14 protein-coding genes are annotated in these 11,881 nt (G+C 72.4%); 3 read left to right on the top strand and 11 right to left on the bottom strand.

The genetic code is table 11. The features are described from left to right. Positions 1-3: 3 nt before the first annotated feature. On the bottom strand, positions 4-993 hold the full coding sequence (gene deoC / locus L2K70_RS14205) for a deoxyribose-phosphate aldolase (RefSeq protein ID WP_236402834.1): 990 nt from the start codon (positions 991-993) through the stop codon (positions 4-6). Positions 994-1,071: 78 nt separating this feature from the next. On the opposite strand from deoC, the gene L2K70_RS14200 reads away from it, so the two are divergent. Next, positions 1,072-1,695 (top strand): hypothetical protein, encoded by a 624-nt coding sequence (locus L2K70_RS14200; RefSeq protein WP_236402833.1) that lies wholly within the window; start codon positions 1,072-1,074, stop codon positions 1,693-1,695. Here L2K70_RS14200 and yidC read toward each other — a convergent pair. From yidC to L2K70_RS14180, 4 genes are read right to left on the bottom strand one after another with little or no spacing between them, the layout of a single operon-like run. Beyond that, positions 1,679-2,473, bottom strand: a complete 795-nt coding sequence (yidC, locus tag L2K70_RS14195; RefSeq protein ID WP_236402832.1) for a membrane protein insertase YidC — start codon at positions 2,471-2,473, stop codon at positions 1,679-1,681. The two genes, L2K70_RS14200 and yidC, sit on opposite strands and share 17 nt — an antisense overlap. A gap of 53 nt (positions 2,474-2,526) precedes the next feature. Beyond that, entirely contained in the window at positions 2,527-2,835 is a 309-nt protein-coding gene (locus tag L2K70_RS14190) for a hypothetical protein (RefSeq protein ID WP_236402831.1), read from the bottom strand. 31 nt (positions 2,836-2,866) lie between these two features. Next, positions 2,867-4,030, bottom strand: coding sequence for a right-handed parallel beta-helix repeat-containing protein (locus tag L2K70_RS14185; protein WP_236402830.1), 1,164 nt, complete (start codon positions 4,028-4,030; stop codon positions 2,867-2,869). Position 4,031: 1 nt separating this feature from the next. Continuing rightward, on the bottom strand, positions 4,032-5,687 hold the full coding sequence (locus tag L2K70_RS14180) for a phospho-sugar mutase (RefSeq protein WP_236402829.1): 1,656 nt from the start codon (positions 5,685-5,687) through the stop codon (positions 4,032-4,034). A 54-nt stretch (positions 5,688-5,741) separates the two neighbouring features. On the opposite strand from L2K70_RS14180, the gene L2K70_RS14175 reads away from it, so the two are divergent. After that, positions 5,742-6,413, top strand: coding sequence for an MOSC domain-containing protein (locus tag L2K70_RS14175; protein ID WP_236402828.1), 672 nt, complete (start codon positions 5,742-5,744; stop codon positions 6,411-6,413). On the opposite strand, the gene tpx is transcribed toward L2K70_RS14175, so the two are convergent. Continuing rightward, complete coding sequence (gene tpx / locus L2K70_RS14170) at positions 6,406-6,903, bottom strand: thiol peroxidase (protein WP_236402827.1); 498 nt, start codon at positions 6,901-6,903, stop codon at positions 6,406-6,408. The genes L2K70_RS14175 and tpx overlap by 8 nt on opposite strands. A 37-nt stretch (positions 6,904-6,940) precedes the next feature. On the opposite strand from tpx, the gene L2K70_RS14165 reads away from it, so the two are divergent. Beyond that, positions 6,941-8,251: a DUF2252 domain-containing protein gene (locus L2K70_RS14165; protein ID WP_236402826.1), complete on the top strand. Its 1,311-nt coding sequence runs from the start codon at positions 6,941-6,943 to the stop codon at positions 8,249-8,251. A gap of 15 nt (positions 8,252-8,266) precedes the next feature. Here L2K70_RS14165 and L2K70_RS14160 read toward each other — a convergent pair whose 3' ends face one another. The 5 genes from L2K70_RS14160 to L2K70_RS14140 are packed head-to-tail and all read right to left on the bottom strand — an operon-like array spanning position 8,267 to position 11,861. Further along, complete coding sequence (locus L2K70_RS14160) at positions 8,267-9,268, bottom strand: aldo/keto reductase (protein ID WP_236402825.1); 1,002 nt, start codon at positions 9,266-9,268, stop codon at positions 8,267-8,269. Positions 9,269-9,324: 56 nt separating this feature from the next. Further along, the gene (locus tag L2K70_RS14155) at positions 9,325-9,699 is read right to left on the bottom strand and encodes a MerR family transcriptional regulator (RefSeq protein ID WP_236402824.1); all 375 of its coding nucleotides are present in this window, start codon (positions 9,697-9,699) and stop codon (positions 9,325-9,327) included. Between the two features lie 45 nt (positions 9,700-9,744). Further along, on the bottom strand, positions 9,745-10,554 hold the full coding sequence (locus tag L2K70_RS14150) for an NAD-dependent epimerase/dehydratase family protein (RefSeq protein WP_236402823.1): 810 nt from the start codon (positions 10,552-10,554) through the stop codon (positions 9,745-9,747). Further along, entirely contained in the window at positions 10,554-11,354 is an 801-nt protein-coding gene (locus L2K70_RS14145; protein ID WP_236402822.1) for a purine-nucleoside phosphorylase, read from the bottom strand. Before L2K70_RS14145 ends, L2K70_RS14150 begins: the two co-directional genes overlap by 1 nt. 54 nt (positions 11,355-11,408) lie before the next feature. Continuing rightward, positions 11,409-11,861, bottom strand: a complete 453-nt coding sequence (locus L2K70_RS14140) for a gamma-glutamylcyclotransferase (RefSeq protein WP_236402821.1) — start codon at positions 11,859-11,861, stop codon at positions 11,409-11,411. Positions 11,862-11,881: the final 20 nt, after the last annotated feature.

Below are 11,881 nucleotides of genomic sequence, written 5' to 3'. Positions count from 1 at the left end.
GCCTCAGTCCAGCGTGAAGTAGTCGGGACCGGAGTAGCGACCGGTCGTCATCTTGGTCCGCTGCATCAGCAGGTCGTTGAGCAGCGTGGACGCGCCGAAGCGGAACCAGTCCGGGTCGAGCCAGTCCTCGCCGCAGATCTCGTTGACCATCACCAGGTACTTGATGGCGTCCTTGGTGGTCTTGATGCCGCCCGCGGGCTTCACGCCCACCATCTGGCCGGTCTGCTCGCGGAAGTCGCGCACGGCCTCCAGCATGATCAGGGTGACGGGCAGGGTCGCCGCGGGCTGCACCTTGCCGGTCGAGGTCTTGATGAAGTGGCCGCCCGCCATCATCGCCAGCCAGCTGGCGCGACGGACGTTGTCGTAGGTCTGCAGCTCGCCGGTCTCGAAGATCACCTTGAGGTGCGCGTCCCCACATGCCTCGCGGACCTGGGCGATCTCCTCGAAGACCTCGAGGTAGCGGCCCGACAGGAAGGCGCCACGGTCGATGACCATGTCGATCTCGTCGGCACCGGCCTCGACGGCGTCACGCGTGTCGGCCAGCTTGATGTCCATCGCGGCGCGGCCGCTGGGGAAGGCGGTGGCCACGGCGGCGACGTGGACGCCGCTGTCGCCCAGGGTCTGCCTGGCCGTGGCGACCATGTCGGGGTAGACGCAGACGGCCGCGGTCGCCGGGCACGTCGGGTCGGCCGGGTCGGGACGCATGGCCTTGGACGCGAGCGCGCGGACCTTGCCGTGGGTGTCCTGGCCCTCGAGGGTCGTGAGGTCGACCATCCGGATCGCGAGGTCGATGGCGAAGGCCTTCGCCGTCGTCTTGATCGAGCGGGTGCCGAGACCGGCGGCGCGTGCCTCGCAGCCGACCTGGTCGACCCCGGGGAGGCCGTGGAGGAAGCGGCGGAGCGAGGAGTCGGAGCGCACGACGTCGTCGAACATCTGGTGCGTCACTGCGTGCTCCGAGGGGGCGCTCGCCGTCGAGCTGGGAGTCGGTGTCACCGACCCAGCATAGAGTTGGCGCGGAACGGCCCGGGAATCCGCAGAGGGCCAAACCCTGCCCAAATCGACGAGGACCACATGGCATCCCTGCAGGACGACCACGACGAAGTGGTCGAGCGTTTCGAGCCCACCAGCGGCCGGGTCTCCGGCTGGATGACCGTGGTCCTCACCGCGGTCCTGGCGGTGGCCGGCGTGGCCTACGCCGACGAGGGGTTCCCGCTCTGGGTGGCCGCGGCCGGTGTCCTCGTCGGGGTGCTGGCCTGGGCGGTGATGCTGCGACCCGCGCTGTGGGTGACGACCGAGCACCTCGTGATGCAGAACCTCGGCGAGACCCTCCACATCCGGCTGGCGGCGATCGAGGAGATGGCCGTGCGCCAGGTCCTGGTCGTCCGGGCCGCCGACCGCCGGTTCGTGTCCACGGTCGTGGGCCGCACCTGGCGCAAGGCGTTGACCTCGCGCCACCGACCGGGCGGGCTCGCCGGCGATGCGGCGCTGGCGCCCACCGAGGGCATGCACTACGCCGACTTCGTCGAGAACCGCCTCTACGACCTGGTCGACACGGCGCGCAGGCGCGCCGAGATCCGTCCGGGGTCGCCGGAGCAGCTCGCCCTGCCCGGCGCCGTACGACGCGAGCCGGCGTGGGTTCCGCTCGGCCTGATCTCCGCCGCCCTCCTCCTGCTGGTGCTCAGCCTCGTCCTCTGAGCGCGGCGGCGGTCCCGGGCGTCGGCCACCACCGGGCGATGACGAACGACTGGCCGAGCGTCCAGGTCGAGCTGCACACCCAGTAGACGAGCAGGGCGACCGGCACGACGCCGCCCGCCACGAGCAGCCCGGCCGCCGACAGGGCCGGCATCATCCGCTGCGCGGTCACCATCGCCTCCGGCAGCCCGTCGACCACGGTGTTGGGCGCCACGACGTAGCGCTGGGTGACGTAGGACAGCAGGGCCGCCGTCAGCGCCAGCCCGGCGACGACGGCGAGGTGGGCCGGCCCGACCCCGAGGTAGCCGCGGCCGGCCAGCGAGACGCCGAGCACGGAGGCCGCGCCGAAGGACGAGACGAGCTCGGGGCCCATCGCCCCGACGGCGGTGCCGGACGCCACGTCCGCGACGAGGTGGTAGAGCGCCAGCCACACCGGCAGCTGGACGAGCACGGGCAGGCAGCCCAGGCGACCGACCCCGTGCTCGGCGGAGATCGTGCGGCGCTCCTCCATCTGCCGACGGATGCTGTCCGCGTCCGTGCGGCCGCGGTAGCGGTCGGCGACCTGCCTGAGGTGCGGCCTGGCACGCGCGGCGGCGTGCGCCTGCCGGACGCCGTGCACCACGAACGGCAGCAGGGCCAGGCGGACGAGGACGACGAGTGTGGCGATGCCGACCACCCACGCCAGGGCGGAGTCGGCCGGGGCGCCGACGGCGGTCAGGCCGTCGTGGGTGGTCGCGAGGATGGTGGACAGGACGTGCTTCACGGGGTCGAGCAAGGACATGGGTGTCTCCTGGGACGAAGGTGGGTGGGCCTGACGTCGCGCGGGGCGACGGGTCAGGCGCGTCCAGGAGCGCGCGGGCGCACGGGGTGGCGCACCGTGTCGGTGCACCGTCCGGCGAGCACGAGGGGCACCGCCGCGGAGCGGCGCGGAGGCCACAGGGAGTGGACCCGGGTGCCCGGTACGGCGAGCAGGCTCTGCACGCCTGCAAGGCCCGCGGCCGCGGAGACAGCGGCGAGCACGACGACGGCCTGGGTCGCCATCGTCGGCGCGACCGCGACGGCGGTCAGCGCCGAGGCGACACCGAGCAGCGCCACGACGAGGGCGAACCGCCCCCGCGCCACTGCATCCCGGCTGCCTGCCATGGATCGAGCGTAGCCCTCGGCCGGTGCGACGTCAGGGGAGCTCGAAGGCTCCGAGGTCGACCCGACCGGAGGTGGGGCGGCGCACCTGGCCCGCGGGGGCGACGTACTGCCAGCGGGCGCGCCAGCGCCTCGGGACCCTCACGCCCCGGTCGAGGGCGGGCGAGGACGAGGTCAGGCGGAAGTCGTCGCGACCCGGTGCGACGAAGCCGTCGAGGCCGACGCGGCGGTCGGCCCGCGCGTCGGCCGGGCCGCTGGTGAGGTCTCCGGGGCCGACGAGGAGGTTGTTGCGCAGGTGTGCGGACGACCCGGCTGCGAGGGCGACGAACGTCCCCGAGGTGCGGCGGTTGACGAAGGTGTTGTTGACGACCCAGAGGGTACGGCTCGGGTTGCTGAGGCCCTCGGCGCCGTAGGAGACCAGCGCGGGGTTCTCCGAGCGCGGACCCTGGACGACGACGTTGCCCGCGACCAGCGACAGGCCACCGTCGGGCAGGTCGATCGAGTAGCTCGCGGTCGCCTCGCCGTCGGCGAACCGGTTGCCGACGAGGGTGTTCCGGGCTGCCCGCGACTTCAGCTCGTGGCCGGTGTCTGCCTCGGCGAACCAGCTGCCGGTGACCGTGAGCGAGCGCACGGCGCCGACGTAGAGGTTGTGCGAGTAGCCGTCGCCGAAGCCGTTGCGGAAGAACCTCGAGCGCCTGATCACGACGTCGCTGCCCGCGTCGGCGCCGGTGAGGATGCCGTTCTCGTTGTCGTGGAACCAGCTCCGGGTGACCGTCAGGTCGGTGCCCTCCTGGCGGATGCCCGCGCCGTTGCGGTCCGGCACGGAGGCTCCGCTGAGCTCGATCCGGTCAACCGTCGTGCGGTCCCCGGCGATGACCCAGATGGCCTTGCCCTGCGCGTCGCGGCCGTCGGCGCGCACGTGGGCGCGGCCTCCGTCGCCGCGCAGCGTCAGGTCGTCCTGCGTCCAGGTGGCGACGTCGCCGCGGTAGGTGCCCGGGTCGATCAGCACCGTGTCGCCGTCGCGGGCGACGGCCGCCGCGGCGCTGGGCACCTCCAGCTCGCGCCCGGGACCCACCCGCCAGGTGCGCGGGGCCTGCGCGTGCGCGCCCGCCCTGACGTCGTACGACGACGAGGCGGGCGCGGCGACCAGGAGACCGCTGGTCAGCACCAGCACGGGTGCGAGCAGCAGCGAGCGCACGTCAGCCGCCGAAGACCGCGCCCCGCAGGTCGGCGGTGATCGCGTCGAGCCGGCCGACGGCGGAGATGCGGGCGGCGTCGACGTCACCTCCGTCCGGGCTGGCGTCGACGGGGATGACGACCTCGAGGTAGCACTTCACCTTGGGCTCGGTGCCGCTCGGGCGGACGATCACCCGGGCGCCCTCGGCGAGGGTGTAGCGCAGGCCGTCCGTCGGGGGCAGCTCGGCCGACCCCTCGGAGAGGTCCTCGACCTTCTCGACGGCGAGGCCGCCCAGCGTGGTCGGCGGCGTGGTGCGCACGCGGTCCATGGTGGCGGGGATCTGCGCGAGGTCGTCGAAGCGCACCGACAGCTGGTCGGTGGCGTGCAGGCCGTGCTCGCGGGCGATGTCGTCGAGGATGTCGGTGAGCCCGCGGCCCTCCGCCTTCGCCGCCGCGGCGAGCTCGCAGACCAGCAGGAGCGCCGAGACGCCGTCCTTGTCGCGGACGTTGTCGGGGTCGCAGCAGTAGCCCAGGGCCTCCTCGTAGCCGAAGGCCAGGCCCTTGACGCGGCCGATCCACTTGAAGCCGGTCAGGGTCTCCTCGTGCGGCTGGCCGGCGGCCGTCGCCATCTTGCCGAGCAGGCTCGAGGACACGATCGAGTTGGCGTAGACACCGCTCCGGCCGCGGGCCAGGAGATGGTGGGCGAGCAGTGCGCCGACCTCGTCGCCGCGCAGCATCCGCCAACCGTGCGCCTCAGGGACCGCCACGGCGCAACGGTCGGCGTCCGGGTCGTTGGCGACCACGAGATCGGCCTTCTTCTCCGCGGCGAGCGCCATCGCGAGGTCCATCGCACCCGGCTCCTCCGGGTTGGGGAAGGACACGGTGGGGAAGTCGGGGTCGGGCTGCTCCTGCTGCTCCACGACGTGCGGTGCGTCGAAACCGGCGGTCTCGAGGACCTGCGCGACCGTCGTGCCTCCGACGCCGTGGAGCGGCGTGTAGACGATGCTGAGGTCGCGCGGGCCGTCCTCGGCCAGGCCCGCGACGGTGTCGAGGTAGCGGTCGACGATCTCCTCGCCGACGGGCGTGCCGGCGCCGCCGCGCGGCAGGTCGGAGAGCCGGCCCACGGCTGCGATCCGGTCCGCGATCTCGCTGTCGGCCGGCGGCACGATCTGGCTGCCGTCGCCGAGGTAGACCTTGTAGCCGTTGTCCTCCGGCGGGTTGTGGCTGGCCGTGACCATCACGCCGGCGACACAGCCGAGCTCGCGGATCGCGAAGGCGAGGAGGGGCGTGGGCAGCGTGCGGGGCATGACGAGCGCCTTGAACCCGGCGCCGGTCATGATCTCGGCCGTGTCGCGCGCGAAGGCATCGGAGTTGTGCCGGGCGTCGTAGCCGATCACGACGGACCCGCCGCGGTGGCCGGTGTCGAGGAGGTACGCCGCCAGGCCGGCGGCCGCGCGGGTCACCACGACCCGGTTCATCCGGTTGGGGCCGGCACCCAGCGCGCCTCGCAGTCCCGCCGTACCGAACTCGAGGGTGCCGGCGAAGCGGTCGGCCAGGTCGGTCTCCTCGCCGCGCTCGGCGGCCGCGACGACTGCCTCCAGCTCGGCCCTGGTCCGGTCGTCGGGGTCCTCGGCGACCCACGCGCGGGCCTCGTCGATCAGCTGCTGCGGTGCGGTCATGTGCGGAGGCTATATCCGCGGGCGCCCACCCGGCTCCCGGGCTACCGTGTGCGCGTGCCCACCGTCGTCCGCTCCGTCAACGCCGGCGTCGCCGAGGTGGTGCCGGGGATGAAGCGGCCCAGCGGGATCCGCAAGCGCCCGGTCGAGCGGATCGAGGTGCGCGACCCGGGACCGAAGCGGGGCGGCCTCGGCAGCGGGGTCGTCGGCGACGCGATCATCAGTCGCAAGCACCACGGTGGCGAGACGCAGGCGGTGTACGCCGTCGCCCGCGAGGAGCTCGACTGGTGGGGCGAGCACCTCGGGCGTGAGCTCGGCGACGGGATGTTCGGCGAGAACCTCACCACGGTCGGCGTGGGCGTCGACGAGGCCGAGGTCGGCGAGCAGTGGCGGGTGGGGGAGACCCTGCTCGAGGTCCGCGGGCCGCGCGTGCCGTGCGTGACGTTCGCCAAGCACATGGGCGAGCGGGCGTGGGTACGACGCTTCACCGAACGCGGGCGGACGGGCGCCTACCTCGCCGTCCGCGAGCCAGGCGTGATCCGGCCGGGCGACCCGGTCGAGGTGGTGCACCGGCCCGGGCACGGGCTGACGGTGCCGATGTTCTTCCGCGCCGCGATGGGCGACCGGGATCTCGCCAGGGTCCTCCTCGACGCCCGGGTCCTGCCGTCCGTCGAGCACGACTGGCTCGCCCGGCTGTCCGGACGAGCCAGCCAGGGCTCGGTCAGCTGAGCGCGGCCACTGCGGCGTCGTAGTCGGGCTCGGTGCCGATGGAGTCGGTGAGCTGGGTGTGCAGAACGGTCCGGTCGGTGTCGAGGACGACGACCGCGCGCGCGAGCATGCCCTGCCAGCCGCCGTCGGCCATCTCGACGCCGTAGTCGCGCCCGAACGAGGAGCGGAAGGCCGAGCCGACCTCGACGTCCTCGATGCCCTCGGCGCCGCAGAACCGGGCCTGCGCGAGCGGCAGGTCGACCGAGACGTTGACGACGGCCGTGTTGTCGAGGCCGGCGGCGAGCTCGTTGAACTTCCGCACGCTCGCCTGGCACACGCCGGTGTCGATGCTGGGGAAGATGTTAAGCACGACGCGCTTGCCCTCGGCGTCGGCGTCGGTCAGGGGCTGGAACTTCAGCCCGACGAGGTCCCATCCGGGAGCCTGCGAGCCGACCGTGGGGAGCTCGCCGACGGTGCTGACGGTGGTGTCACCGAACTGTGTGGTTGCCATGGACCCCAACCTAGACCGCACACCTAGAGTGCGGCGCATGGCCTCCAGCAACCGGACCGACGTGATCATCGACGTGCTGCGCGACGCCTTCGCGCCGCTGATGCGGGCCGACCCGGCCGCGTTCCGGGCGAAGTACCGCAAGATGGCGCGCGACCCGCATGCCTTCTACCGCGGCAGCGCGTGCCTGTTCTTCAACGACGTGACGCAGGAGACCGACGACTGGGCCGCCCACGGCTCGGAGCGGATCTGGATCCACGGCGACCTGCACGTCGAGAACTTCGGGACCTACCTCAACTCCGACGGCCGGCTGGTCTTCGACATCAACGACTTCGACGAGGCCTACCTCGGCCGGTTCACCTGGGACCTCCAGCGGTTCGCGGCCAGCCTGGCGCTGGTGGGGTGGCAGAAGGCGCTGCCCGAGGACGCGATCCGCAAGCTGATCGGCCGCTACGTCCGCTCCTACCTGGCCCAGGTCAACCACTACGTCGCCTCGGACTCCGACGACGACTTCGAGATCACCCTCGACACGGCCGAGGGGCCGGTACTGACCGCGTTGGTCGCCGCGCGGCAGATGCGTCGCGCCGACCTCCTCGACGGCATGACGCTCATGCGGGACGGGAAGCGGCGGTTCACCGAGGACGGCACCACACGCCGCCTGGGTCGTGACGAGCGGGCCGAGGTGGTGAACGCGTTCCGCGGCTACCTCGACACGATCCCGCAGTCCAAGCGCTTCGACCGCGACCTGTTCTACGAGCTGCGCGACGTGGTGGGGAAGTCCGGCTTCGGCATCGGCAGCGCCGGCCTCCCGGCGTACAACGTGCTCGTCGAGGGCTACAGCCAGGCCCTCGACAACGACGTCGTGCTGAGCATGAAGCAGGCCAACATCCCGGCCCTGAGCCGGTTCGTGGACACCAGCGAGGTCGACGCCTACTTCGAGCACGAGGGCCACCGCACGGTCGTCAGCCAGCGCGCGCTGCAGGTGCACACCGACCCGCTGCTCGGGCACACGAGCATCGACGGCGTCGGCTACGTGATCGCCGAGGTCTCGCCCTACGAGGTCGACCTCGACTGGACGGAGATCAACGAGCCCGAGGACATGCGCTCGGTCGTCGACCTCCTCGGCCGGGCGACCGCGAAGATCCACTGCGCCTCCGACGAGGACAGCCAGCAGGACCTCGTCGACTTCGACGTCGAGGCGGCGATCTCGCGGTCGCTCGAGGGCCGGCGCAACGACTTCGTCCAGTGGCTGTGCGACTGGGGGATCGCGTACGCCGTCCGCGTCCGCGAGGACCACGCGCTGTTCGTCGACGCCTTCCGCGAGGGCCACGTGGGGATCGCCGCCACGTGACCCTCGCGTGACGCCTCAGGCGTCGATGGTGGACATGTCGCCGTAGCGCTCGCCGACCACGGCGTCACGCGGCACGGCCTGCTCGAGCGCGGCGAGGTCGTCCTCGGTGAGCTCCACGCCGACCGCGCCGACGTTCTCCTCGAGGTACTTCACGCGCTTGGTGCCGGGGATCGGAGCGACGTCCTGGCCCTGGGCGAGCACCCAGGCGAGCGCGAGCTGGCCGGGGGTGCAGTCCTTCTGCGCCGCGAGCTCCTTCACCTTCTCGACCAGGGAGAGGTTGGCGTCGAGGGCCTCGCCCTCGAACCGCGGGAAGCGCCCCGCCGCGCGGGAGTCGCCGGCCTCCAGCGTCTCCCTGGAGACGGCGCCGGTGAGGATGCCGCGCCCCAGCGGGGAGTACGGGACGAGGCCGATGCCCAGCTCGCGCAGCACCGGCAGCACCTGGTCCTCGAGGTCGCGGGTGAAGAGCGAGTACTCCGACTGCAGGGCCGTGATCGGGTGGACCTCGTGGGCCCGGCGGATGGTCTCCGCGCCAGCCTCGGAGAGGCCGAGGTGGCGCACCTTCCCGGCCTCGACGAGCTCCTTCATCGCCCCGACCGTCTCCTCGATCGGCACCGACCTGTCGACGCGGTGCTGGTAGTAGAGGTCGATGTGGTCGACCCCGAGGCGCTGCAGCGAGGCGTCGCACGCGGCGCGGACGTAGTCGGGAGAGCCGTTGATGCCGACCCAGGACCCGTCGGGGTTGCGCTCGTTGCCGAACTTGGTCGCCAGCTGCACCTCGTCGCGACGACCTGCGATCGCGCGGCCGACGAGCTGCTCGTTGGTGAACGGGCCGTACATGTCGGCGGTGTCGAGGAAGGTGACGCCGAGGTCGAGGGCGCGGTGGATGGTGTCGATGCCGGACTGCTCGTCAGGGGTGCCGTAGAACTCCGACATCCCCATGCAGCCGAGGCCGAGGGTGCTCACGGTGAGCGAGGAGGTGGTGCCGAGCGTGCGCTGTCCGATGTCTGCTGTGGTCATGGCTCCAGCGAACTCCTTCGAGTGCGCTCCAAGTCAAGCCTGCCCAGGACGACCTGTCAGGAGGCAGGCCGAACCGTGTGCTCGTAGAGCGCGATCTTGTGGTCGATCGCCCGCAGGTGCGAGGTCACCTCGGCCAGCTGCTGCTCGACGACCTGGCGGTGGGCGAGGAGCAGGTCGAGCCGCTCCGCCTCGTTGCCGTCGCCCTCGCGGACCAGCGCGGCGTAGCGCCGTACGTCACGGATGGGCATTCCGGTGGCCCGTAGCCGCGTGACCATCTGGATCCACCGCAGGTCCTCGTCGGTGTAGCGACGGTGTCCCGACGACGCCCGCTCCACCGATCGCAGCATCAGCCCGTCACGCTCGTAGTAGCGGAGGGTGTGCGCGGTCAGGCCGGTCTGCTCGGCGGCCTCGGCGATGCTCAGGCTGGTCACCGCACCAGTGTCCGACTTGGAGTGCGCTCCAAGTCAAGGTGCGCCTCAGGACCCGAGCGCGGGGCGGTGGAAGCGGGGGAGCGTGAACGGCCCGCCGGCGAACTCGGCCTCGGCCTCGTCGTCGGGGCCGGGCTCGACCTCGTCGGCGAAGTCCTCGGCGTCGTCCTGCGGCTCGTACCCCAGCCGCCGTCCGGGCTCGAGGTCCCACCAGCCGCGGGTGTTGGCGCTGATGCCGTAGAGCACCGCGAAGCCGGGAGCCGGGGCGGTGAGGGCCGCTTCGACCATCCGGACGCCGTCGTCGTACGACAGCCAGGTGGAGAGCCCGCGGACGCTGGCCGGCCGGTCCAGGAACGAGCCGATCCGGCAGGCGACCGCGTCGATGCCGTGGCGGTCGGCGAAGAGCTGCAGCAGCGCCTCCGCGGCGACCTTCGCGACCCCGTAGTAGGTGTCGGGGCGGGGGAGGGCGTGCTCGGTGAGGTCGCCGTCGGCGCGGGGCGTGCGCCCGACGGCGTGGTTGGAGGAGGCGTAGACGATGCGGTGCACGCGGTGGGCGACCATCGCGTCGAGCAGGGCTGCCGTGGTGATCACGTGCGAGGTGAGCTCGTCGGGCAGCGACGCCTCGTCCGGCACGCCCGCGAGGTGGACCACCGCGTCCAGGCTGCCCCCGGTGGAGAGAGAGGCGAAGACCGCCTCCACCGCGTCGCCGTCGGCGCAGTCGGCCTCGTGCCAGGGAAAGGGGGTGCCCTCGGGCGCCGGCACGAGGTCGAGCCCGACGACGTCGTGGCCGAGTCCGGCCAGTCCGACGGTGACGACGCGGCCGAGGCTCCCGGCGGCCCCGGTGACGAGGACGCGCATCAGATGCGGCTGACGACCTGGCTGAGCAGGCCGCCCATCCGGCTCGCGGCGGCCTTGCCGGCCTCGAGGACCTCCTCGTGGTTGAGCGGCTCACCGCTCAGGCCCGCCGCCAGGTTGGTGACCAGGCTGATGCCGAGGATCTCCATGCCGGCCTCGCGGGCGGCGATCGCCTCGAGGGTGGTGCTCATGCCGACGAGGTGGCCGCCCATGATGCCGGCCATCCGGACCTCGGCGGGCGTCTCGTAGTGCGGGCCGGGGAACTGCACGTAGACGCCCTCGTCGAGGCTGCCGTCCACCTCCTTGCACAGCGCGCGCAGGCGCGGGCTGTAGAGGTCGGTGAGGTCGACGAAGTTCGCGCCGACGATGGGGCTGGTGCCGGTCAGGTTGATGTGGTCGGAGATCAGCACCGGCTGACCGGGCTGCCAACCCTCCTTGAGGCCTCCGCACCCGTTGGTGAGCACGATGGCCGAGCACCCGGCAGCGGCCGCCGTACGGATCGGGTGCACGACCGCGGCGACGCCCTTGCCCTCGTAGAAGTGGGTGCGCGAGAGGAAGACCAGGAGGTTCTTCTCACCGCTCCTGATCGAGCGGATCTTGCCGCTGTGCCCGGCGACCGCGGCGGCGCTGAACCCGGGCAGGTCGGTGGTGTCGATCTCGGCGGTCGCCTCGCCCAGCGCGTCCACGGCCGGCAGCCAGCCCGAACCCAGCACCAGGGCGATGTCGTGGCGCTCCACCCCGGTCAGCGCGGCGAGCTTCGCGGCGGCGGCCTGGGCGTTGTCGTACGGGTTCGTCTCGCTCATGGGCCGCACTCTAGGGCCAGCGGGGCGCCGTGCCGCGGGCGGCCGGGAGTGCCCTCAGAGGCCGGTGGAGCGGCAGGCCCGGCTCCGGAGGGCGTGGACGTAGTCCTCCGGGGCACCGGCCGCCTCGGCGGCGTCGGCGAGGACGCCGAGGTAGGACGCCGAGGGCAGCCCGCCCTCGTAGGCGTCGAGGACGTAGGCCCACACGACCATCGGCCCCGTCATCGTCTGCACGCGCACCTTGGTCTTGCGGTAGAGCCCGCTGTCGGCGGCCTCCCAGCCGTCGAGCGCCCGCTCGTCCTCGGGGGTGACGTCGTAGACCGCGACGAAGACCTGCTCGAAGGGGTCCTGGACGATCGTCGACAGCGCGCCGTCCCAGCCGTGCTCCTCGCCTCCGAACGTCAGCCGCCAGCCCGTCAGCCAGCCCGTGGACTGCAGGATCGAGTGAGGGCAGCGCTCGCTCATCCGGGCGGGATCGAGGTTCGTCCCGTAGGCGGCGTACAGCGTCACGGGGAGCAGGGTATCGAGCC

This window comes from Nocardioides potassii (genome assembly GCF_021648885.1).
Lineage (GTDB): Bacteria > Actinomycetota > Actinomycetes > Propionibacteriales > Nocardioidaceae > Nocardioides > Nocardioides potassii.
This window is presented reverse-complemented; position numbering and strand designations above follow the sequence as displayed.